At 70.9% G+C, this 23,056-nt stretch carries 18 protein-coding genes and 1 pseudogene; 4 read left to right on the top strand and 15 right to left on the bottom strand.

Translation table 11 applies throughout. From position 1 onward, the window contains the following. Nucleotides 1-22: 22 nt before the first annotated feature. From FMEAI12_RS38085 to FMEAI12_RS13105, 3 genes are all read right to left on the bottom strand, one after another. Nucleotides 23-220 carry a hypothetical protein gene (locus FMEAI12_RS38085; RefSeq protein WP_235013950.1) on the bottom strand — a complete coding sequence of 66 codons (198 nt, stop codon included), beginning with the start codon at nucleotides 218-220 and terminating at the stop codon, nucleotides 23-25. 116 nt (nucleotides 221-336) lie between these two features. Further along, nucleotides 337-1,578, bottom strand: coding sequence for a CaiB/BaiF CoA-transferase family protein (locus tag FMEAI12_RS13110; protein ID WP_071062274.1), 1,242 nt, complete (start codon nucleotides 1,576-1,578; stop codon nucleotides 337-339). Next, nucleotides 1,575-2,099: a gamma carbonic anhydrase family protein gene (locus FMEAI12_RS13105; protein ID WP_112106235.1), complete on the bottom strand. Its 525-nt coding sequence runs from the start codon at nucleotides 2,097-2,099 to the stop codon at nucleotides 1,575-1,577. Before FMEAI12_RS13105 ends, FMEAI12_RS13110 begins: the two co-directional genes overlap by 4 nt. A gap of 774 nt (nucleotides 2,100-2,873) precedes the next feature. Here FMEAI12_RS13105 and FMEAI12_RS13100 point away from each other — a divergent pair. Then, a complete protein-coding gene (locus FMEAI12_RS13100) occupies nucleotides 2,874-3,470 on the top strand; it encodes a TetR/AcrR family transcriptional regulator (RefSeq protein WP_112106234.1) in 597 nt (198 codons plus the stop codon). A 160-nt stretch (nucleotides 3,471-3,630) separates the two neighbouring features. Here the strand turns inward: FMEAI12_RS13100 and FMEAI12_RS13095 are convergent, their stop codons facing one another. The 3 genes from FMEAI12_RS13095 to FMEAI12_RS13085 form a co-directional block, all read right to left on the bottom strand. Then, on the bottom strand, nucleotides 3,631-4,824 hold the full coding sequence (locus tag FMEAI12_RS13095; RefSeq protein ID WP_235013949.1) for a maleylpyruvate isomerase family mycothiol-dependent enzyme: 1,194 nt from the start codon (nucleotides 4,822-4,824) through the stop codon (nucleotides 3,631-3,633). Between the two features lie 38 nt (nucleotides 4,825-4,862). Next, nucleotides 4,863-5,540, bottom strand: coding sequence for an RNA polymerase sigma factor (locus FMEAI12_RS13090; protein WP_112106232.1), 678 nt, complete (start codon nucleotides 5,538-5,540; stop codon nucleotides 4,863-4,865). A gap of 160 nt (nucleotides 5,541-5,700) precedes the next feature. Next, a complete protein-coding gene (locus FMEAI12_RS13085) occupies nucleotides 5,701-6,906 on the bottom strand; it encodes a hypothetical protein (protein ID WP_235013947.1) in 1,206 nt (401 codons plus the stop codon). Here FMEAI12_RS13085 and FMEAI12_RS38080 point away from each other — a divergent pair. Then, a complete protein-coding gene (locus FMEAI12_RS38080; RefSeq protein ID WP_235013946.1) occupies nucleotides 6,899-7,138 on the top strand; it encodes a hypothetical protein in 240 nt (79 codons plus the stop codon). The genes FMEAI12_RS13085 and FMEAI12_RS38080 overlap by 8 nt on opposite strands. 451 nt (nucleotides 7,139-7,589) lie before the next feature. On the opposite strand, the gene FMEAI12_RS13080 is transcribed toward FMEAI12_RS38080, so the two are convergent. The 5 genes and pseudogenes from FMEAI12_RS13080 to FMEAI12_RS13060 form a co-directional block, all read right to left on the bottom strand. Beyond that, nucleotides 7,590-8,537, bottom strand: coding sequence for a zinc-binding dehydrogenase (locus tag FMEAI12_RS13080; RefSeq protein ID WP_112106230.1), 948 nt, complete (start codon nucleotides 8,535-8,537; stop codon nucleotides 7,590-7,592). 64 nt (nucleotides 8,538-8,601) lie between these two features. After that, nucleotides 8,602-8,751: pseudogene (locus FMEAI12_RS39875) on the bottom strand (SDR family oxidoreductase); the annotation flags it as partial. A gap of 173 nt (nucleotides 8,752-8,924) precedes the next feature. Continuing rightward, nucleotides 8,925-11,978, bottom strand: a complete 3,054-nt coding sequence (locus tag FMEAI12_RS37110; RefSeq protein WP_112106228.1) for a hypothetical protein — start codon at nucleotides 11,976-11,978, stop codon at nucleotides 8,925-8,927. Between the two features lies 1 nt (nucleotide 11,979). Next, complete coding sequence (locus tag FMEAI12_RS13065) at nucleotides 11,980-13,242, bottom strand: toll/interleukin-1 receptor domain-containing protein (RefSeq protein WP_160144268.1); 1,263 nt, start codon at nucleotides 13,240-13,242, stop codon at nucleotides 11,980-11,982. A 7-nt stretch (nucleotides 13,243-13,249) separates the two neighbouring features. Further along, nucleotides 13,250-15,916: a vWA domain-containing protein gene (locus FMEAI12_RS13060; RefSeq protein ID WP_146776691.1), complete on the bottom strand. Its 2,667-nt coding sequence runs from the start codon at nucleotides 15,914-15,916 to the stop codon at nucleotides 13,250-13,252. Between the two features lie 888 nt (nucleotides 15,917-16,804). On the opposite strand from FMEAI12_RS13060, the gene FMEAI12_RS13055 reads away from it, so the two are divergent. Further along, entirely contained in the window at nucleotides 16,805-18,034 is a 1,230-nt protein-coding gene (locus tag FMEAI12_RS13055) for a cytochrome P450 (protein WP_200835272.1), read from the top strand. A 248-nt stretch (nucleotides 18,035-18,282) separates the two neighbouring features. Next, on the top strand, nucleotides 18,283-18,753 hold the full coding sequence (locus FMEAI12_RS13050; RefSeq protein ID WP_071062254.1) for a thioesterase family protein: 471 nt from the start codon (nucleotides 18,283-18,285) through the stop codon (nucleotides 18,751-18,753). Nucleotides 18,754-18,777: 24 nt separating this feature from the next. Here FMEAI12_RS13050 and FMEAI12_RS13045 read toward each other — a convergent pair whose 3' ends face one another. From FMEAI12_RS13045 to FMEAI12_RS13030, 4 genes are all read right to left on the bottom strand, one after another. Further along, complete coding sequence (locus tag FMEAI12_RS13045; protein WP_112106224.1) at nucleotides 18,778-20,523, bottom strand: TerD family protein; 1,746 nt, start codon at nucleotides 20,521-20,523, stop codon at nucleotides 18,778-18,780. Beyond that, the gene (locus tag FMEAI12_RS13040) at nucleotides 20,520-21,041 is read right to left on the bottom strand and encodes a hypothetical protein (protein WP_112106223.1); all 522 of its coding nucleotides are present in this window, start codon (nucleotides 21,039-21,041) and stop codon (nucleotides 20,520-20,522) included. Before FMEAI12_RS13040 ends, FMEAI12_RS13045 begins: the two co-directional genes overlap by 4 nt. Nucleotides 21,042-21,127: 86 nt before the next feature. Further along, nucleotides 21,128-22,366 (bottom strand): toxic anion resistance protein, encoded by a 1,239-nt coding sequence (locus FMEAI12_RS13035; RefSeq protein ID WP_112106245.1) that lies wholly within the window; start codon nucleotides 22,364-22,366, stop codon nucleotides 21,128-21,130. A 144-nt stretch (nucleotides 22,367-22,510) separates the two neighbouring features. After that, nucleotides 22,511-22,996 carry a toll/interleukin-1 receptor domain-containing protein gene (locus FMEAI12_RS13030; protein ID WP_071062246.1) on the bottom strand — a complete coding sequence of 162 codons (486 nt, stop codon included), beginning with the start codon at nucleotides 22,994-22,996 and terminating at the stop codon, nucleotides 22,511-22,513. Between the last annotated feature and the right edge of the window lie 60 nt (nucleotides 22,997-23,056).

Below are 23,056 nucleotides of genomic sequence, written 5' to 3'. Positions count from 1 at the left end.
GGCGGCCACCTGCCGGTCGCAGTCAGTCCGAGGCCGGAAGGATTTTGGGTTTGACCAGTTCCAGGGGCACGCCGTCGAGTTCCAGCACCCCGGCGCCCTGCCGGACGCAGAGGGCCTCGAAGGTTCCCCCCGGGGCCCGGTACCGCTTGCCGAGAAGAGTGCGATCCTCCTCCGGCTGGCCCGGCCGGGCGCCGTTGGCGTGGACGTCCTCTGCGGTCATGGGTTTCCCCCCACAGGTGAGAACGCCGTTTCCTCCCTTGGTCACGATCACCTCGGTCGTGCAGGTGACGCTGTGGAGGCGGGTACCCGCCCTGAATTCCGTCACCGGGCCTGCCACTAGAGGATTTCCTGTTCGCGCAGGTCGGAGATGTCGTCCCAGGTCAGGCCGAGCACGTTGATCAGGATTTCCTCGGTGTGCTCGCCGAACTCGGGCGCCTGACGCTGGATGCGCGCCGGTGTTTCGGAGAGGGCGACCGGGAAACCGGGGACCCGGGTCTTTCCCATCGCGGGGTGGTCGAATGAGACGATGTAGTTGTTGGCGATCGCCTGGGGGTCGTTCACGATGTCGGCGGTGGTGTTCACCGCGGTGATCGGCATGTCGCCGGTGGCGAGCAGCCGGCGCAGCCAGGTCTCGCGGGGTTCCTTCGCGAAGAGCTCGTCGAGGAGGGCGACACAGGCGCGGCCGTTCTGGCAGCGGCTGATGTGGTCGGTGAACCTGGGGTCGCTGGCAAGCGGCTCGGGGTCACCGAGCGCGTGGAGGAGGGTCGCCCAGTGCGGGTCGGACTGGACCATGGCCATGGCGATCAACTTGCCGTCCGCGCACTGGTAGTAGTTCCACAGCGGGTTGCCCGGGTTCTCCCGTGAAGGTGGCTCGTCGCCCAGGTGCTTGCGGAACGTCGAGGTGGCGACACGTCCGTCCTGGGTCATGAGCTCGAGGGCGAGTGCGAGGCCGCGCAGGGCGAGCATGCTGCCGAACAGGGAGGTGTCGACCCGCTGGCCCACCCCGTGCCGTTCCCGCGCGAGGAGGGCTGCGAGCACGCCGTAGGCGAGCATGATGGCGCCCATCTGGTCGGCGAGGCCGCTGTCTGCGACGTTGACCTGGTCGGAGCCGGGTCTGAGCATCAGACCGGAGCGGGCCTGGCCGAGCAGGTCGTAGGCGCGGGCGGTTCGCTCGGGGCCGTTGGGCCCGTAGGCGCTGCCGGCGCCGTAGACGAGCATCGGGTTGTCGGCGCGCAGCGTCTCGTAGTCCAGCCCCAGCTTCTCCGCGACGGTGGGCCGGAAGTTCTGGATGAACACGTCGGAACGGGCGACCAGCTGGCGTACCAGCGCCACCCCCTCGGGTCGTTTCAGGTCGACGGCGAGGCTGCGCTTGTTGCGGTTGTTGACCTCGAAGTACGGAGAGGTGCCGGTGTCGGGGAAGGCGTACTGGGCCCGGCCGGAGTCGCCACCGAGCCGCTCCTCGATCTTGATGACGTCCGCGCCGAGATCGCCGAGCATGGCGCCGGCCACCGGGCCGTGCTGCCAGATCGTCCAGTCGATGACACGTATGCCTGTCAGCGGCCCGTCCGGCTTGCTCATGCCCGGCTCCAGATGCCCTGGCGGCGGTACTCGTCGGCGACCTTGCGCATCGTGGGCAGGTAGGTGGAGGCAAGCCGCATCGCGTGCTTGGGGTTGCCCGGGTCGATCTTCGAGTGAACCTTCGCGGGAGCACCCACCGCGAAGCAGTACTCGGGGATCTCCACCTGCTCCAGCACGACGGACCCGGCGGCGATGGCACAGTGGGCGCCTACCCGCGACAGCGGCATCAGCGCCGCCGTGTTCCCGATCATGCAGTCGTGGCCGACGAAGGCCTCGATCGTGCAGTTGTGCCCGATCATCACGTTGTCCTCGATGTGCGTGCTGGTGTGCAGCACCGAGTTCTCCTCGATGTGGACGTTGTTGCCGATCCTGATCGGGGTGGTGTCCGACCGGATGACCACACCGGGCCAGATCGAGCACTCCTCGCCGATCTCGACGTCGCCGATGAGGGTGACGTTGTCGGCGACGAGCGCGGACGCCGCCACCTTCGGGCTCTTTCCATTGAACGGTATGATGATCACTGGAGCTCCTCTGTCGAGGCCGAAGTTCGAAATCCCCGGATCGGGGCGACGCAAGTGCCCAGGAGCGCCACGGAAAGCGACACCTTCCCGCGCTCTCTTGCCGTCGCCGGATGGCGGAAGGCAGCTGAAATTTGGCAGGGCTGAAGCCGGGATGGGTAAATTCGGGCGGCAGCGAGAGAAGGCAGCCCGAGAGGGGGCAGCCAAAAAAGGGGCCGGGGTCAAGGCGGCCGATGTGGAGCCTGAGCCGATTCAGGTGCGGCCTGGAGCCGGTCCCGGTCTCCGTCCGCGCGACCACGCGACCACGCGACCACGCGAGAATGTCTGGATTCCGTGCCGGTCGGCCTGCACCGGCGGTTTTCGGTGTTCTCCGGCGGATGGTCTCGAGCGCGCCAGGTGGCCCGGGTTCTCCGCCCGACCCGCGCCGGATCACCCGCGGCCTTCCATGAACCTGAGAGCAGTGGTGATCCGGGGGTAAGGCGGGATCACCTTGTCCGTCTGGACGCATACTGGCTCCACATGTCTGCGTGCCGTGCCACGGCCCGTGTCGCCGCAGGGAGGACTCGTGCCTCCACCCGAGCCCCGAGCCCCAACCTGGTTCGATCTTGTAGTTCAGCCCTGCTACCTGCGAACTTTCCAGCTATGACACTAGTGCAACAGCTAGGGGTGGTCAAGGTCGAGGGCGTCGGCAGGCGCCACGCCACCCGAGGGCGGGGCGTCCGCGGTCGCAGGGCGACCGCCATCACCCGCCGGGTCAAGGGGCTAGAATCCTGATGCGTGCCGGAAACACCGACCCGCGAGCGCGATCCGAACGCGAAGCGCGTGCGCATCGCCGACGAGGCCCTCCGCCTGTTCCAAGCACAGGGATATACAGAGACGACGATCGACCAGATCGCGTCGGCAGCACGCGTCGGCCGCCGCACCGTCTTTCATCATTTCCCGACGAAAGAGGCCGTTCTCTTCGACCACCTCATCGTACGGCGCGAAACCGCGACCCAACGCCTGCGCGAAAGACCGGCCGATGAAGCGCCCCTGACAAGCCTGCACCTCCTGCTCCGGGAACTCGCCGAGCAGGGTTACGAACAGCGGCTGATCGAGCAGATCCGCGCCGTGGTCGCGACAGAGCCACAGCTCGCCGCGGAGCAGTTCTCGACGGGCAGTCGGGCATTCGAGACGAGTCTGGCCGCGGTCCTGGAGAGCAGATGTGGCGACACCATCCCGGCACTCGAAATCCGCGCTCTCACAAAAATGGCGCTCGGCTGGTTCAGCACGGCCGCCCACATCTACCTCACCGAGGAACGGCCGTCCCTGCTGGAATGCTTCGACGACGTCGTCGCGGTCTGCGCGCAGGCGAGCGCACGGGATCTTCGCTGACCGCGGGCTCGCCCTACTGAATCCCGCCGCAGCGCGACGGGTTGGTCGCCATCCTTCAGGTGGTCCGCTCACCGCGGCCGGCCTCGTGGCGAGCGCGGAGGAGACGGCGGGCATGGCGTTCGCGCCGTCTCGCTCCGGCCTCAGCCCGAAAGACTCCCTTTCAGGGGCCGGCCAGGCTGGGAGCGAGAGTGAGGAGCTCGACGGCGAGCCGCTCGTCGCCCTCCATCCTCGTGGCCACCGCGTCCACCGTCGCGCGATCGCCGGCCAGCAGACAGAACGGAACGATCCCCGTGGTCACAGCCCCGGTGGTCAGCGGGCCCGACGCCGGGCCGGTCGTGAGCGCCAGACCCGCGGCGGGGCCAGGTTCCACCAGGCCGGCGCCGTTCTCCCACTCGTGCACACCGGAGGGGTCCAGCGACCAGGTACCGCCGCCCGGCCCGGTCAACGTCACGGTGAGCGCGGCCGGCCCGGCCGTCTCCACGGCCGCCGTCCACGGGTCGGCCAGCAGGCGCAGCGCGAGATCAGCCATGGTGTGCAGTTCGTCCCCGCCCGGATCCGGTACGGCCAGACCCGCGGCCGCGGCGATGTCCCGGGTGTGGATCCACGTCTCGAACGCCCGGGCGGTCAGGTGGTCCGCCGGGGTGGTCGTCCAGCCGCCCGCCGTCACGGCTGACGGCCCCGAGGCCCGGGTCGCGTCGGCCACGGCCGCGCACACCGACCCCGCGCGTTCGAACCAGCGCAACCGAACCTGCTCGACCGACCACTCCCGGGTGGCCGCCAGGACGGCCTCGGTGCGCGCCACCGGATCCTCGTCCGGCCGTCCCAGGTCGCCGGGCACGTCGCCGCCGGTGCCGGCGTCGCTGCCGGCGCCATCGAGGGCGGCCAGCAACAGGCCGTCGACGGCGTACAGGTGCAGCACGAGCTCACGCACCGACCAGCCGGCCGCGGCCGGGCGCCCCCAGTGCGCCGGGGTGAGCTCGGCCAGCAGCCTGTCGAGCGCGGCAGCCCGGCTCCCGTGGGTCGGGGTCCGCGGTCCGCGCGGCCGGGCGGGGCCGGCCTGTGCCGCTGCCGTCAGGCCCGCGACGACCGTGCCGGGCGCGGCGGGCCGGGCGGCGAGCGCCGCGGCGAGGACGGCGTCGAGCGACCCGGGTCGGCCGGGCGTGAGGTCCATGTCGACGTCGGCGGCTGGCGCGTCGGGGGGCCCGGCGGCGGACCAGGCCGGCGGCGGGACGGTGAGGGCGAGCTGTGCCGCGTCGACGGAACAGCTCACGCACCGGCCGAGATGGGTCTCGATGGCGGCCGCCGCGGCGGCCGTGCACTCACCCACCACGTACGCGTCCAGCAGCGCCGTCACACAGTGTTCCGGTGTGGGCGCGGCCGTTGGGTCGACCGTCACGGGGCGGCTCCCAGGCGGGTGAGGGCCAGCGCGAGGGCTGACAGGGCCGCTCGCATGCGCGACTTCGCCGTCCCCTCCGGGATGGCGAGCCGAATGGCCACCTCACGGTAGGTCAACTCCCTGTAGTAGGCCAACTCCACCACCTCGCGCAGCTTCACGGGTAACGCGGCGACGGCGGCCCGCACGGCGTCGGCGTCCTCCCTCGCGAGGAAGTCGCGGTCGGCCGCCGGGCCGTCCGACTGCTCGGCGAGGGCCCGCGCGACCAGGTCGGTAGGGCGCCGGGCGATCTCCCGGCGGACCCAGTCGACGGCGCGCCGATGGGCGAGTACCGCGAGCCAGGTGCGCAGCTCCCCGCGGTCCGGGTCGAACCGGAGCGGATGCTGCCAGAACGCGACCAGCACCTCCTGGAGGACGTCCCGGGCCGCGTCGGCGTCACCGGTCACCCGCGTGGCGACGGCAAGCAGGTAGCGGGCGTACCGCTCGTGGACGACGGCGAGCGCCGTGGGATCCCCGGCGACCAGACGGCCGTGCAGCTCGACGACCTCTCGCCGCGAAAGCGGCTGCCGGGCCGCGGCCGGCGTGCGGGCAGGGGTAGGTGCGCCGCCGCCGGTGCCGGCCGCTGACGGCCGGCGCGTCACGGGTGCCGCACCGTCCTGTCCGTGCACGGTAGGCATTCTGCCACGAACACTGCGCCTCTTGGTAGGTGTCCGTGCACGCACCGGCACCGGACGGCCGGCCGGCCGCACCGCCCGCGGCACCACCCGACCGGATCCGCCCGAGGCGCAGGGCGGGCGCGACGAGGTCGCCGCGCCCGCCCGCCCCTCGCCTGTGGTGTCAGGTGAGCGGCATTACCCGAACGACCCGGATGGACGTGCTGGAAGTGCCGGCGGCGGGGAAGGCGACGCTGCCGTCGGGGTAGGCCTTGGCCTCGACGTAGGTGTGGTCCGGCACGGCGATCGTGAACTGGCCGCCCACGGTGCCGCCACTGGTGGTGTCGTACGCCTGGGCGGTGGTCGAGGTTCCGGACTTCCAGGTCAGGAGCATCCTGCCGGCGCCGTAGCCGACCAGGTGCGAGTGTTGGGTCCGGTCGGCGGTGAGGACCGTCCGGTCGGACGCGCCCGTGGAGAAGTGCTCCAGCCGTACCTGGTTGCCGTTGCTCCACGCGGTCCAGTAGCCCGGGGTGCCGGCCAGCACGATGTTGCCGCCGAACAGGGTTCCGTCGCAGACCCCGGGCACGACGGTCTGGCCGGTGCCGGGGCGGGCGATGCGGCAGTTGTTGTCCGTGGCGCAGACCATCGCGAAGTGGCCGGTGCGGGCGTCCCAGATGATGTGGGAGTCCCAGGCGTGGCTGCAGCCCCAGTCGAAGCTGTCGTGCCCGGAGACCAGCGCGCCGGTGGCGGCGTTGACCACCTGCATCCGGTCGCCCTCGTGGATGTCGACGCAGCCGCCGTTGGCCACGGTGATCGCCGCCTCGAAGTAGGCGGCGTAGTTGGTGCCGTCGTAGGCCAGGGTGCCGTGGTGGTTGTACCACCAGACGAACAGAGCCCCGGGGTCGTAGCCGCCGCGGCTGCTGCTCAGGTTGGTGACCTGACGCTCCCACAGCTGTCTGCCGGTGTTGTCGAGGCGGACCATCCACATGGTCCTGGTCGGGCTGGACGTCCCGCCGCACAGCGTCCCGCTGCCCTGCGGGCCGGGACGGGTCAGCAGGACCACGACACCGTCCGCATCGGCCTTGACGTCCTGCAGGTCGACCGCGTCGAGGGATGTGGGAGTACCGACCAGCTGGTCACCGCAGTCCAGCTTGCCGAGGCGCACCTTGGAGTCGGTGCCCAGCCAGGCCAGCCACGACCCGCCGCCCGGCGCGGCGGCGATCGCGGTCGGCAGGGGGTCGGTGTCGCCCTGCGGCGCGAAGCTGACCGCCGGCGACCCCAGGCTGACCTCGGTGATCCTCGTCGCCGGCGAGGCTCCCGACGTCCGCCCGCAGTCACCGGACGTCGGTCCGGACGGGGACGTGGTCTGCGAAGGCGTCGGGGTGCCCACCGGGGTGTTGGTCGGCGACGACGGCACGGTCGGCTGGACCGACGGCGAGACGGTCGGAGTGCCCGCCGGAGTGCCGGACGGCGACGAGGGTGCGGTCGGGGGGACGGACGGCGAGGCGGTCGGGACGGCGCCGCCTCCGCCGCCCGGGCTGACCGGTACGCAGCCGGCGAACGTGGCGGTGGCCACCGCCACCAGCGCCGCGCTCCGGACTGCTCGTTTCAAGGACATGTGACCTCTTCGTCGAATCGGGCCCCTCCCCATGGAAAGTCGTTCCGCGACTGTGAAGGGTTGCCGATTCGCAGGGGCTTTTTCATTTGGTGGATCCGTTGCGCCCGGTTGCGCACTATGTGGGCCGGACCGCCGGCACTTCTCACGAGTCAGCCACCCCGGTCGTACGCGACCATGGCTGTCCCTACCTGGGAGGACGCTAACTCCTTATCATCGCGGCCAGTCGCCACTCCCATCACCCCCGACGACCGGCAGCACGCCGGAGCCCGGCTCCGGTGCCCAACAGGCGCCGGCCAGCCGGATTCATCCGTTCACGCATTTCAGAAGGTGTTCGAAAGGCTTGGCATGCCGGGCGGTGTCAAGGGATTCAACGCATGGATGCCGCCCTTACGGTTCCGCGGTAGAAGCAGTGGTGGACGGAGCCCCAGCCGCTACCACGGCCGGCCTGGACCAGCTCAGCCAACCTCGACGACGACCTTGACCGCGCCCGACTCGCGGTCGCCCGCCACCCGGAAGGCCTCGGCCGCGTCCTCGAGCGGGAAGCGATGGGTGATGAGCGAGTCCGGGATCTCAGGGCGCGCCGCGAGCATCTCGGCGGCCTGAAGCATCTCCCGCCGGCCGGCATGCCCGCAGTACCCCATCGACGCGACCAGCGTGACCTCCTTGGTCAACAACGACGAGTACGGCACGTCGACACCGCCCTGGTGGACGCCCAGGAGCGAGACGGTGCCGCCTGGCTTCACCAGCTCGACGCTGCGCCGCAGGGAGCTGGGTGACCCCGCGGCCTCGATCACCACGTCGTAGCGCTCGCCCGCCCTGGGCTCCCCGACGCCCATCCGCTCGCGGATCGCGTGCTGGTGGGGGTAGCGGGCTTCCATGACGACCTCGGCAGCGCCCTGGGTCTGGGCCGCGACGGCGGCCAGCTGGCCGATCGAACCGCCGCCGACGACGACGACGGTCCGGCCCGGCGCGGTCCCGCCGACGCGGGCGCCGTGCCAGGCGACCGCGGCGGGCTCGGCCAGCGAGGCGTTCGAGACGTCAAGCCCGGCCGGTATCTCGAGGACCTTGTGGGCTGGCACCCGGAACTGCTCCACCATGCCGCCGTTCTGCATGATGCCGAGAGCCTTCCTGGTGGACTGGTCGCAGAGGTTGTTCCGGCCCTCCCGGCAGAAGTCGCACCTCCCGCACCCGAACTGCCCCTCCACCAGGACGGGCGTCCCGTCCGCCTTCCGCCCGGCGAGCTCGTGGCCGAGGATGAACCGGGTGCCGAGCCGCAGGTAGTTGAGGTCCGAGGCGCAGATCCCGGCCACGGCCATGTTCAGCAGCTCGCCCTCGTCCCAGCCGGGCGGCTCGGCGACGTCGATGACCACCGGGCGTCCCTCATGTCCCCGAACCGCCTTCATCGCCACCCTCTCGTCCGTGGTGCGTCGTGATTCTGCTCCACTTCCAGCTCCGCGGTCGCCTCGGTCACTGTCCGAACAGCAGGAACGACCCGCTGTCGAACGAGGCGTGCACCCCGCCGTCGATCAGGACGTCGGTCCCGTTGACGAAGCTGGCCTCGTCCGAGAGCAGGAGCGCCACCACCGCGGCCACCTCCTCCGGCCGGCCCCTGCGGCCGGCCCCTGCGGCCGGCCCCTGCGGCCGGCCCCTGCGGCCGAGTGGCGTGCGTTCGACCAGCGCGTCCGTCTTGGCGTCGGCAGCGTCCTCCGCGGCCACCATGGGGTGTCGATGGTGCCGGGCGACACCGTATCTATGCGCTGTTCCGGTCCGCGCCCGCTCGGGGCGGAGGGTCAGCGGAGCGCGGTGGTGTCGGGCACTCGGACGTCGAGGATCGCCATGATCACGTCGAAGTCGCTAATCTTCGCGGGGGTGAACGTGGAGGTCGGTTCGCCGTCGTTGATTTCCTTGAAGGAATCCCAGCCCATGTCCTTCGCCGCGCGAGTCCCGATGATCTTTCGGCATTCATGGACCTCGGCCTGCAGGCCGAGTACAGTGTAGATCCAGATCGCTCGCAGCAGACGGGCCAGAATTTCCTTCGACGTATGAGGTGATTTCACCGGCCGGCTGGTCTGCCAGTACGCCTCGGCGAGCGGAAGCGAGACCAGTGGCCACTCGCCCCTGGCCGCGTCGACCGCCTCCTCGAAGTGCTTCAGCGGTCCGCCCTCCTCCGTGGGATGCAGGCCGCGGGCAGCCGCGTTCCGGCCGAGATTCACGAGGGCGGCGATCCGGAGTCCGGCGAGGTGACGTTCCCCGGCTACCGCCTCGAGCGCCCGCTCGAAATGCCCCCTGGCCTCTTCGGGCTTCGCCATCGCACCTAGGGTGGAAAGCGCCAGGAACCTGATCCGGGCTTCGACATCTGGCTGCTGGACCAGCCGCAGCAGTTTGCGGTACGCGTCGTCCCAGAACGTTCTGCCGCGTGCGAACGACCCCATCCCGATCTCCAGGTCGCACCGGGCCCGGAGAGCGCGGTCCCGGCCGGCGTTCTGATGGACCTCGACCAGGAGTGGCCGTGCCTCCTGGACGTCGTCGAGGAGACGGAGCACGACCGCCTTCGCCAGCCGCAGCCGCTGCCCGTCCGGGGACAGGGGTTCGATCAGCCCAAGCCGGTCCACCTCGTCTATGGCCCGGCGAAGGGGGCGCAGATCATTGCGGTAGAGCCTGGACGACGTCAGGGTGCTCCTGGCGTGGATTCCGCCGCGGGAATTGTTGGGGTCAATGGCGCCGCGGATGTCGGTGGCGTCGGAGAGATCTGCGATGGTGTCGGAGTCCACCAGCCGCATGGTCTCCTCGACCGCGCGCACGGCGGTCTGTCGGGGCCGGCCGGTACGCCGCCGCTGTGGTAGTTGCTCTTCCGAAAACTCGGCGTAGGCGAGCTCGAACCCGGTGAGAGCGGCCACGAGGCTGTCCCGCCTGTCGCGGGCGAGCCGGTTCGCCTCCCTCAGGTGCTGGACGGCCTGGGAGGTCGAGGTCGTACCGTGATGCTCCAGCTTCTCCTGGGCGAGCTGGCGCAGGGTCGCCACCCGTTCCGCCGTCACGGCGTTCGCCCTTTCGAGCTCGTCAGCCCGCTCCTGGTAACGGCGGACGAGATCCTCCGGGCTCCCGGGAAACTCCACAGGCGTCAGGACCGCGGACTCGCGCTCGTCCCACGTGTCGGCCAGCTCCGCCAGCAGCGTCGTTCTGGCTGTCTCCTCGTCGAGTTTGACCAGGCTCACCGGTTGGATCTCGGCGAACGGTGCCGTCTCCGGGGCGTGGGAGGAGATGAGAACGGGCAGGAGGCTCCATCGGCTGGAGCCACGGTCGGCCGGGTCCGCCCTGGTGTAGCGGCTGGCGGCCCACCGCCAGGTGGCCCGGCCGAAGTCGGATTCGACATATCTGGGGCTGAGCAGGATCAGCACACAGAGTTTCCCGCCGTCGATGTCCGTGCCCGGATCGCCGCCGGCGTCCCGGAGCCGGTCGTCGAGGAAGCCCGTCCCGTCCCGGCTCGCGTTGTGCTGCCGTACCCGCGCGGAAATCCGGCACAGCTGTTCGTACACCCAGGCCGCCCAGAGCGGATCCCGGCCGCCTTCGGCGTAGCTGATCACGAACTCGTCGTACTGCAGCTTGCGCGCGGGACGGTCGAAGCCCGCCACCATTTTCGCCCATGCCGTCCGCGACGGCGGGTTCAGGCGGATTGTGTCATCCCGCCCGATGTTCTGGGCGAGAAATTCGCAGGCCCGCTGCAGACGATCCCGGTCGATTCCGTGCGGCGGACCCTCCTGGAACGCGTACCGCGGGGTGTGCGGCAACGCCACCTGCTCCCAGTACTTCTGCGTGCCGCCCAGGATTCTGGGCCCTATCAACGGCTGACGCGGCAGCGTCGTGGAGACCTCCTCGAACTCCTCCCACGGCAGTTCGAACACCCGCTGGTAGCGGTCCTTTGCCTTTCCCGCCGCCGCCCGCGCGGAGGTCTCGATCCGTGACGGCAACGGCAGGATTCTCAGTTCACGCCGCTCACGGGCGCCTGCCGCACGGGCCTGGGCGGCGACCCGTGCGGTGTTGAGGATGCCCTGCTCGTTCATACCGAAACAGGCGACCATGACATCGGGGAGAACCTGCGTGCAGGTGGCCGACACATCCCCCATGCCCGTCCGCGAATCCACCAGGACGAAATCGTAGTAGTCCGCCCATCTGGACTTGAGGGTCCGGAAGAAGCGGTGCCCGGCGAACTTCGTGTACAGCTCGTTCCAGTCCAGGAGCGCCAGCTTTGCGGCGTATTCAGCGTCGAGGCGGCCGGATCGCATGAGGTCGACCGAGCCACCGGGCTGGAAAACGTCGTCGATGTCCAGCTCCTCGACGAACGAGGCCCAGCTGGTGCAGTCCCTCAACCGCTGCTTCATAGGGTCGGAATCAGCCTCGCCGCCGGACGAATCCCTGGTGAGCTCGGCGCGGGCCGCATCCAGATCCACCCTGGTGATCCGCTCCCGGACCCACTCCCGCAGGTCGGGATCGGCCAGCTCCGCACGCGCCTGCTCGGCGGTCGACGGGTCCGCCCAGTCCTCCCCGGACCAGTCCGGGTGGGCGGCGAGCGGCTGCCATGAATGACGTTCCAGGTACCGTGCCAGTGCGTCCGCGTCGAGGCGGTCGCGGTAGTCGATGACGAGATCCACGAGACCGGCCCTGGTCCGCATCCCCTTGACGGCCGCGGCCGGCCAGAAGTAGTTCTCCAGGCCGGGGGCCTCCAGATCCCAGTCGACGACGAGGACCTTTTTTCCGGCCGAGGCGAGGATCCAGGCTACCCAGGCGAGTGCGAGAGAACGCCCGACGCCACCCTTGTACGAGTAGAAGGTGACCACCGTGCCGGGCATCTCAGGTGCCCAGATCGTAGGGGTTGGTCACCAGCGGCCCGCCGTCGCCGCCCGACCCGTCGGGCCAGTGGTGCTCCACACTGCGCCGGACAGCGGCGACGATCTCAGTCGTCGCCCGCACGCACTCGAATATGTAGCGAGGGTCGCTGCGGGCGGCTCCGGCGGCACCCACGGAATCCACGGAATCCACGGCGCTCGCAGCACTTGCGGCACTCTGCACGCCCACGGCGCCCGTGGTGCTCTCGGTCCCGGCGGCAGCTTCGGGCAGCGGAGAAATCACGACCCTTTTTCGAGCCTGCGTCGGCTGAATTGTAGATATCATCCAGATTCGAGCCCCGATAGGATCCGTGCGGTCGAACAAAGCGATCATCGGCGTCCCCTTTCGCCTGATCGATCTCACTGTCGCGGCACTCCATTCCTCGAAGGCGGGTAGCGGCTCGCCGATCACCTCTACGTTCAGCATGTGAAGTGCCCAGCTCAGACCGAGCGCCGGGTAGCTCGTCATCGCGTCCCAGTGGGTCATCGGATGCCCCGAGGAGGCCGCACGCCTGCGGAACGGGTCCCACTCGTCGACGGACTCATGATACGCGCCCTCATCCGGGACCGGCCGTCCGTTCAGCTGTTCTTTCTTGGCCACCGCATATACCAGATGGCACTTCAGGACGTCGTCCCTGCCGAACTGGCCCGGCTCGAACGCAAAGTTCCGCCCGTCCATCCTCAGCTGCGGGCTTCGCGGCCGCCAGTCCCTCGAGGCTTTTGCCTTGTGAACCTTCTTGATCTGCTCGGCGAGATGCTGGACGGCCATCGGGTACGCTCCGAAATCCCGATTCTCGATCAGGTCATCAAAGAGGCCCCTCTTCGTGGTGTGCGGGTTGCCGTCGATCGTGAGCTGGTAAGCCTTGACGATCGGCGGTATATAGCTCATCCGCTTCCACCAGATGGGGATGATCCGGGACGGCCGCTTGTCGCCGTACCTCACCGCCTCGAACAGACGGCGACGGAACAGTCCCCACTCCTCGGCGCAGGCCGCGGACTGGAAATAGCTCTCGGTGCAGATTGGGATGAAGAAATCGCACGTGTTGAGCTCGTTCTCGATGTCCGACTTCCAGTCGGCCCCCGGTGTGAGATCCCGGTCGAGAAAAACCTCGACCGGCTCCCCACCTATCTGCTGCTCGAGCTCGTTCTGCAGATCCTGCCGGAAGATTGTAATGTGCTTGCGCCGGTCGTTCTTCCGGGCATAGCTGATGAAAACTTTCAGCGTCATGCCCGGTTCACCTCCCCCCGACCCGCGATCCGCCCGGCGGCGGGGCCACCGGTTCCGTGGCGGGATCCGGTTCCCCATCCACCGCGGCCGCAGGCCCGGTGCCGGGCTCAACGGCCTGAGCCGTCGGCTCAACAGCTTGAGCCGTCGGCTGGACCGCCGCGGATGGTGCGCCGTCCCCGCTTACCGCGTGCCTGTCCGCGTTCACCCGGTCGGCCGGGTTGACGTCCGGCTCGGCTGGTTCCCAGGTGTCCATCACCGCGAGGTCGAAGGCGTTCTCGGCGCGGTGCAGGACCGTGAGCCCCACCGGGAAGGTGAGCTCGCGCTGGCCCGGTCGACGGATCCGGATATCCGTCGATTCCGGATCCTCCACCCGCCGGATGACGAAGTCAGGCTCGGCACCGTCGGCCGGTCGCGCCAACTGGGGCGGCGAATCGGGCTTGGGTAGCCGGAGGGCCAGGCGGGCGCCGTCCGACTCCTCCGCGTCGAGGTAGTCGACGGGCGTTCCGTGGTCGTACAGGTACACGGTCAGGCCGAGCACCCCCCGCGGCTCGGGCGACGCGGAGGTACCGGACGGCACCGGCTGATCACTCGGTATGTCCGGCGGATCCGCGACGCCCCTGTCGGGCCTGCCCCCCATGCTCCTCCGTTTCTTGGAGCTGCCCCACACCATCAGTCCCCCGGAGACGATGGCGGCGAACAGGGCAGCTGATACCAGCGCGACGATCAGGCGCACCCATCCGGATGTGCCGCCGGTCGGTGCCGGGCGCACGGTGATGTCGAAGTCACCGATGGCCATCCCCATGTTCGGCGGGGCATTGAGGTTGGTCACCGCGACGCTGCCGCGCAGCGGCCCCGGCCGTGCCGACGAGTCCACACGCAGGGTGAAGCGCACGGTGGTCCCGGTACCGGAGCCGCCGCCGGCCGGCGGCGGCTGAATCCGGGCCGGGCTCACCGTCACTCCCGGATCCTGGTCGAGCAGTGCGATGCCGAGCAGCGGCAGCCTGCCGGTTCCCAGGGCGTGGATGGTGATCTCACCGCTGATCTCGCCGCCCGCGACAACGGATCCGACCGGAGGGCGGATGCGGATATGCGGGCCGGCGGCGCCGACTCCGCCGGCGGATCCGTTGACGGCACTCATGAACGTCCACTCGCCGCATACCTGGCGGGCGCAGAGCGCCTGCCCGAAACTCGTACCTCCGAGCCGCGCGACGAAGATGACGCGTTCGGAGGCGTCCTTCGGGACGGCCACGGAACCGCTGAACACGCCGTCACCGCGGCCGCTCTCAGTCCCGCTTCCGACCCCGTTCCCGGCCCCGCCGCCACGCTCGGCCCCTGGGACGTCCTGCTTCCCGCCGTCGTCCCTGAGGGTGCCGGCGGGAATCCCGTCGGCCGGGTTCTGCCCCGGCCGCAGTGTCGTCACGTCGACCCGCAGGCCGGCCGTGCCTGCGGCGTCGGCGAAGGCGTCCCGCCGGCCGAACAGGCGCAGGTGCGCGCTGGCCTGCGTACCCGGGTACGGCGCCGGCCCATCGATCTCAAGGTTCCCGAGCAGCCGCCAGACCGGGACGACCGTGATCACCCCGCCGGGCTCGCCGGGGGCCGGTTCGGCCTTCACGACCCAGGTGCCGGGCGGCGGATTGACGATCCGCAGGGATTCCACCCATCCGGAGCCTCCACGCCGGACATAGCTGCTGCCCGCCTCGTCGAAGTCGCGCGGGAGGGGCACGTCCTTGTCTCCGACACCGCCCGGGCCCGGGGGGTGGAACGTGAGCCGGGTGCCCTGGCTCGGTTTGAGGACGGTGATCGCCGCATCGGCGACGCCGGCGGGTATGACCACGCCGACTTCGGACCCGAGGTCGAGACCGTACGACTTCACCGGGCCGGCGAACTCGCAGCGCAGCAGGCCGAGCGTGGTCAGCAGCGGCCCGGTCAGATCGGCGGACGTGGCCAGCGGCACGACCCGCTCCGTAGCCGGATCGTAGCCCGGGCACGGCGTGGGTGGCGGACTGGCGTCGCGTGCCAGCGTGGCCAGGTCGACTGTGTGGCCGGTGGGATCGGCGATGTTCGGCTTCGGCCCGAAGCCGAACGGCCAGATCTCGATGCCGGCTTTCCTGGCCGCGGGGAGGATCTCGTCACGGATCTGGCCGCTCTCGGACCGGTCGGTGGACGAGCCCCCGCTCGAGTCGGTTCCGGCCGTGCTGAGCTGGCCGTCGGTAAGAATGAAAATCACTTTCCGGGCTGGGCCGAAGCCGGTGGCAGGCGCGGACAGAAGCGTGTCGAAGCCCGATTTCAGGGCGGCGACGTAGTCGGTGTCCTGGCCCTGGCCGGCGGTGCGCCGCATGATCCCGGAAAGGCAGCCGCTGATGCGGTCCCGGTCGTCCGGGTCGTCTACCGGGGCGAGCGGGCAGAGGGTCTCGGCGGCTGGTCTCGCCGTGCTACTCCCGGACGGCCCCATGCTGGCGAACGCGGTCACCGCGATCCTGGTGCGGGTCGACAGGTCGGTTGCGGCGATCACGCCGGCGGCACGCGCCTCCAGGGCGATCGTGGGCTCGTCGAGCGAGCGGGACACATCGACCAGGATCACCGCGTCCATCGCTCCGCTGTCGGCGGCACCGGCCGAGCCGGGCAGCGGCACCGCCTCCGGCATCGGGCTCGCCGCCGCCTGGGCGCCGCCCACGAAAGCTGCCGTCCGGGCCTGAACCACCGGCGCGGCCGGCAGCACTTCCCTCGCGCCCGTGGCCGACGTTCCGACGGCCACGGGAACGATAAACACGCAGGTCAGAAGGCCTATCAAGTACTTCTCTAACGCCCGGCGCGGATGGCCGAGCCCCCCCGTACGCAATGGACCCCCCGAAAATCTCGTCCATCAAGCTATGCACCATACCGGATGACATGACGTTAAACACGAGTACGGAGCGACCTGCATCCGCGAACCCCGGGCGACAAACCACTGCTCCATCTGCGCTCCACAGAGGAACTACACAGGTAATGCCAGCAAAGGGCAGGCCACGTGGTCACGCACACGCTGGACCATCGTTCCTGGGCGTGCCTGGCCGAAAAACACTCATTCGACGGTTTCGTCGAGGCGGCACGGTCCGCTCCGCCGCTACTCCCGCACAGCGACAAACCTCTGGTAGCTGTCGCGGCGTTGCCGGCGCGCGGACCGCACCGGCCAGGATGCCGTGCTCGTCACGGAATCGCTGGGACGAGCGGGAACAAGGCCGTGGACGTCGACCCGGCACAGGATGGCCATGGCACGGTCACCGGATGTCCGTCCAGATACGGGCGGGGCGCCGGTGAAGCACGACCGGGAACAGGTCCGGCTGGTGGCCCGGGCACGGAAGCACGACCGGAAGGACGGCGGAGGCGGGCAGCCATGTCAGTTCGGCCAGCTGTGTCAGCTCGGCCAGCCATGTCAGCTCGGCCAGCCATGTCGGTTAGGGAAAGCAGGTCGGTTCGGAGAGCGGTGTCGCTTCGGGCCGGAATGCGCTGGACGGTCCGGCACGGCGTCGTCCGAGGGGCGTTGTGGCAAGCCAGGCGGTCGGGTGACCTGGCGACGCTGGCGATGGCGCAGCCTGCCCTTCTCGCGGATCCCTACGGGGCCTACGACGAAATCCGTTCCCAGGGGTTGTTCGTCGACCGCCGGCTGGCAATGGTGACCGCCAGCCACCGGGCGGCGTCGGCCGTCCTGCGCGACAACGCGCTCGGCATGGTCCTCGACATGTCGGCGTTGCCCGCGCCACTGCGGCTGATGGCCCGGCTCTCCCCCGACCCGACGGTGAACGGGCCGCTGGACCCGCCGTCGCTGCTGGCTATCGACCCACCGGACCACACCCGTCTGCGCCGACTCGTGTCGAAGGTGTTCACGCCCCGCGCGGTCGACGGGCTACGCGGGGAGGTGGAACGGGCCGCCGATGCGCTGCTCGACGCCATGGCCGGCGAGGGCACCGTCGATCTCGTCGACCGCTACGCGAGCCGGCTACCGGTGACCGTGATCGCCACGATTCTCGGCGTGCCCGCGGCGATGCACGCGCAGTTCCTCGCCTGGGGCACCGCGGCCGCGGCCACGCTCGACTTCGGCCTTCCCTACGGCACATTCCGGCGGGTGGAACGGGCGCAGCAGGCCATCAACACCTGGCTGCGCGGCCATTTCGAGAGGCTGCGCCGCGATCCCGGCGAGGACATTCTCAGCCAGCTCGTCAGGCTCGTCGACGACGGTGACCGGCTGACCGAGACGGAGCTCATCGCGACCGCCCAGCTCCTGCTCGCCGCCGGCTTCGAGACGACCGTCAACCTGCTGGGCAACGGCGCGGCGTTGCTGATGGAGCATCCCGACCAGCTGGAGTATCTGCGGTCCGGGCCCGACCGGTGGCCGAACGCGGTGGAGGAGATCCTGCGTTTCGAGGGGCCGGTGCAGATGACCGCCCGTGTCGCCTACGAGGACGTCGACGTCCTCGGCACCGCGATCCCCACCGGCAGACTCGTCGCCATCCTGCTCGGCGGCGTGAACCGGGATCCGGCGGTGTTCACCGAACCGGATGTCCTCGACGTCACGCGACCCAATGCGCGCGAGCACCTGGCCTTCTCCGGCGGCATCCACTACTGCGTCGGCGCCGCCCTGGCCCGCATGGAGGGTGAGGTGGGCCTGCGGGCCCTGTTCGAGCGGTACCCGGGCCTGGCCCGGGCGGGCCAGGCCCGGCGCCGGCCCACCCAGGTGCTGCACGGCTACGCCACGCTGCCGGTCACCCTCCGGCCGCGAGCGGGACAGGCAGGCCGCCCGACGGAGGCAAGTTAAGCGCCGGCGCGACCCATCACCGGCACAGCGCCGGCACGGCCCCGCCACTGGCGCGACCGCCGGCACGACGATCCGTACGACGACCGGCGCGGGCCGGCCCGGCGCCACAGTCGACCCGGCCCGGCAGTCGGCCCGGCACCGCGAGGGCGCCGGGCGCGGCCACGGGCGACGGCGACGGCGACGGCGACGGAGGAGACGCATGCCACGCCGGCTCCCCCGGGCCGCGCCCGGCGCGGTAGAAGGACTGCATGGGCGCGACGCACGACCCCGCGAGGACACAGCTGGCGAACTACCCGTTCGTCATGACGCTGCAACCCCGCTTCGGCGACATGGACAGCCTCGGGCACGTGAACAACGTGGCCATCGCGGCGCTCTTCGAGGAGGCCCGGGTCGGGATGAACCGGGCGCTGCTCGGCGACAGCCATGTGGCGCCGGCGCTGAGCCGTCCGCTACCGGTGGTCGCGGCCCGCGTGGAGATCGACTATCTGGGCGAGGTCCGCTACCCCGGGGAGTACCGCGTCGGCGTGGGCGTCGGCAGGGTCGGCACCAGCTCCGTCCTGCAGGTGTGCGCGATGTTCGACGGCGAGACCTGTGTCGCGCTGTGCGACGCCGTGCTGGTGCACCGCCCGGCCACCGGGCCGGCGCCGGTACCGCAGGAGGTGCGCGAGCTCCTGACGACGGTCATGGCCTTCCCCGTCCGGGTCGACGCCGGGGTCTGACCCGCCCGGCGGCACGAAGGAACACTACGGAGTATCGCGCGGTGTCATGCCGTCCGGATTCCATTCCAGTGACCAGCCGTACCGCGCCGCGGCGTCGGCCTGGGTCCCCTCGACGAAATCGTTCTCCCGCCGGATGACCAGGTCGTCGCCCACCATGTGAAAAGAGGCGACAACACAGGTTCGGGCACTCGGCGAAGCCCCGCCGGGGCGGATGGCGAGCTGTTCGCCCGACCGCCCGGCGACGGTGAGCACCGGCCGCAGCGACGCCCACTCCGGAGCGCTGTGCAGCCCGTAGGCGAAGACGAAGAACCGCTTGAACGTGGCGAGGGTGCTCAGGTCGACGAAAATCGTCTGGCCGTCCCGCTCGTCGCGGCTGCCCAGGCGCAGCACCTGCCGGCCCGCGCGCCCGGCGCTGCTGGCGGAGTGCCCCAGGTGCTGGATGACGCCGGCGGCGCCGTCCAGGGCCTGCCAGAGGCAGCCGAGGTAGATGTTGCTCGGGCGCGGCAGCCCCGTGCGGGTCGTCAGGGTCTCCCAGCGCAGGGTCACGGTCAGGGCGCCGGAGCCGCGCTGCTCCGCCGTCCAGATGGTGGCCGGGTGATCGTCGTCGAGCGCGCTGACGTGTTCGTTGCGCTGCCGGTGGCGGGAGGACCGCTCACCGACCTCGACCGGGGTCGACGGGCGGCGCTCCGGGACGCCGGCCGCCGGCGTTTCCGGCCGCGCGGTGTCCTCGTCGTCCCCGCCGAGGTCCAGCGGCGACCGCGCGCCGCCGGCCGCCGGTGGAGATGACGGCGGGGCCGGCCGTGGTGGTGCCGGCCGCGGTGGTGCCGGAGGTCGAGATGGTGGTGGCGGAGGCGGCGATGGTGCCGGGGAAGGCGGCGGTGCCTGCGGCGAAGGCGGTGGTGACGCTGGCCGCTGTGGCGATGAAGGCGGGAATGGCGGCGGTGAAGCCGGCGCCGGAGTGGGCCGTGCTCCCGGCGCGGGTGGCTGCGGCCCCGGCGGTGAGGTCGGTGCCGGCTGTGAGGTCGGTGCCGGCCGAGCAGGTGTGGACGGGCCGGTCGGGTGGGCGAGATGCGCCGGGTGCAGGTGATCGGCGATCTTGCGGCGGCTCCGGGCCCGAGAGGTCCGGGTGAGGAACGGGGCCACGTCGGCGGGCCGCGCCGCCGGCACACCGCCTCCGTTCGCGACGGCGGCATTCGCGCCGGCACTGTTCGCGCCAGCTCCGTTCGCGCCGGCGAGGCCGGGCAGGCCGCCCGCGTACCCCTGGCCGACCGCCCGGAACTTCCACCCCGTCGGGTGCCGGTACAGCTCGCCGAAGATCAGGGCGGTCTCGAGGCCGGTCTCCACGTCGAAGGCGTAGCTGACGATCTCCCGGCCGTCGGCGTCGTCGAGCACCCGGATGTGGCCGCGGGGCACCGACCGGAACGTCTGCCCGCGGCCGGCCGAGTCGTAGATCGCAGCCCCGAACTGCAGCCGGCTGACGGTGGCGGGCACCGCGGCCAGGGTGACGACGACGTCCTCGACGGCCTCGGCCTCGCCGCTGGTCGGGCGGGGCGGTGCCAGGGAGCCGAGCCGTTCCGCGGGGTTCGGCACCTGGTGGGCGAGGAGCAGCCGGGTGGACGCGCCACCGCCGTCGACGAGGGCGATGACGCCATCCACGTCGACGGCCGAGCCGGGCGCCTCGCTCCAGCCGAACGCGACGCGCACCCGCGCCACGCCCGGCGCGGACCGGGACAGCAGCACGTTGCCGCCCCTGGGCAGGGTGACGGTCACGAGTCGAGGTCGGAGCGCCGGAACTTGGCGTCCAGGAAGCGCGCCTGGATCGCCAGCTTCGCCGCGTCCCCGGTGTAGACGAGATCCTGCAGCTCGTTGGCGCCCTCGTCGAGGAGCTGCAGCTGGCGGATCAGGTCGTCGGCGGGCGTGGTCCCCGTGACCCCGGGGCGGTCGGCGTAGTGGGCCGGCAGGGCGACGAAATCCCCGAGTGCCTGCGGCAGGTACTCGTGCACGATCGCGGTGAGGTACCTCATCTCCTCCTCGCTCGCCGACTGGACCTCGATGTAGCGCAGCAACGGGCGCAGGACGTCGTCGATGTCGCGCACGGTCGGCACCGCCCCGGGCGGCAGCCTCCCGCCGTTCGCGTTCGCGCCCGCGACGAGCTCGGCGAGCTCACGCTGGAGCTGGCGGACCGGCCGGACGACGTCGTCGCCCGGCCCCCGGGCACCGCCGGCCACCGCGGCGGGATCGTCGTTCGCCGAGCTCCCGGCACTGTCGGAACGCCGCCGGAAGATCACGGCGTCCTCCTCTCCCCACCGGCCGCGGCGCCGGCCCCAGGGCCGGCCGCGGCGCGGGCGTCAGGACGGGTCATCCGCGGGCACGGTCAGCTCTCGCCGGCGCGGGACCGCTCCAGGTACGCCTTCGACCGCCCCACCTGGGTCTCGAGCGCGGCGACGGTCGTCGCCATGCTCTCGACCGCCTTCACCTTGTACGTGTCGATGGCGTCCATCGTCGCGAAGACGTTGTCGAACGCCTTCTGCAGCGTCTCGACGTCCACCGTGCTGGACGACGCCTGTTCCTGGATGCGGCCGGACTGCTGGCGCAGCAGCTCGCTCGTCGACATGATCATGCTGTTCGTCGTGGCGTTCAGCGCGTTGATCTGGTCGAGCACAAGCTTCTGGCTCGCCAGGGCCTGCGCGACGATCACCGCGGTGCGCAGCGCGGCGACCGTGGTCGTCTGCGCCCGGTCGACGCCTTTGATCAGCTCGATGTTGTTCTTGCGGACGAGGTCGAGGGCCAGGTAGCCCTGCACGCTCACCGCCAGCTGGGTGAGCAGGTCCTGCTGGCGCTGGCGGATGGGGAACAGCGCGTCGGAGGTGAGCCCGTCGGCGGTCGCCGGGTCGGTGGCCCGCATGTGGTCGATCTTCGTCGAGACGGCTCCGTCGAGGGCCTTCGCGAGGGTCGCGTACTCGGTGAGCTTGCCCATCGCCGCCCACAGGTTCGCCTTCTCCTGCTCGATGGCGGCGTTGTCCTTGCGCAGCTCGTCCTGGCCCGAGTCGAGCGCCCTGATGATGGCGTCGAGCTGCTTCTGCGCCGACTGGTAGCGCTGGAAGTACCGGGAGATCCGGTTGCCGAACGGGACCACGCCGAGCAGCCGGCGGGTGCCCTTGAGGTCGGCCCCGGCCGGGTCGAGGTCCGTCACCGTCTGGCGCAGCTCGACGAGGGTGTGGGCCACCCGGGCCTGGGCGTCGCCGCCGCTGCCGGAGCCGCGGCCACCGCGGGTGCCGCGCAGCGCCGCCGCGGGTCGCTCGAGCATCCGGCTGGACACCCGGGCGCTCGCGACGATCTCGCGTTCGCCCATGCGCACGATGTCGTTGATCTTGTCCTGGAACGCCGGACTGCGCGGGTCCTGCGCGGCGAGGTCGTCGGCGAAGGCCGCGGCCCGCGTGCGCAGCTGCGCCCGCGTCTTCTCGTCGAGCGGGACCATGCTGTCCACCTGGTCGTCCGCGACGACCGGCACCGGAGCCGGTGGGGCGAGCTCGAGCACCCCGCTGGTGGTGCCGGCGGCGGCCGCGCCGACGGGTGAGGGCGGTGGCCCGCCCAGGTCCAGCGAATCCGACATGGCGTCCCCTTCCGGCACCCGCGCCCGGCGGGTGCACATGCCGGAGGAAGTCTCTGCCCCCACCGACCCTACGCGACATGCCCTGTCGATCATCCGACTACGCGGGCTCTTCTCCGCGCCTTCCCGACACCTCCCGGCCCGCGCCTAGCCCGGGAACGCCGGGCGGGTCGGGGGCTTCTCCCGGCCGCCGCGGGCCGCGGCGAGCACCCTGGCGGCCGCGACCTCCTCGGTGACCCCGAAGAGGTCGACGCTGACGAGCTGGCCCAGCAGACCCGGCCGGGGGCAGTCCTCGATCCGGAACGCCAGAAGCTTGCGCAGCCGCCCGTCGGGATCGTCCGCCCAGGCCGCCTGCCATTCCGCCGCGCCGAACCGCGAGTCGAGATACTCCGACGACAGGACGGCGACGGTGCGCTCCGCCGCACCCGCCGCGCGGTGCATCTCCTCGACGAACCGGCTCCCCGGGCCGAAGTCCCACACCTGCAGCAGCGTCGAGTAACCGTTCTCCTCCAGCACCCAGGCGATCCACTCCGCCCAGCGGCGGTCAGCCCGCGTGTAGGAGACGAAGAAGGCCACGCCCGCCGGACCGCCCGAGGCCTCGCGGCCCGCCACGCCCCCCGTGCCCACGTTCATGGTCCACAGCTTCCCATCCCGAACCGGTGACCGGCGGTGCCGGCGTTCGCCTAGCGTCCA

Source organism: Parafrankia sp. Ea1.12, assembly GCF_900465275.1.
Lineage (GTDB): Bacteria > Actinomycetota > Actinomycetes > Frankiales > Frankiaceae > Parafrankia > Parafrankia soli.
This window is presented reverse-complemented; position numbering and strand designations above follow the sequence as displayed.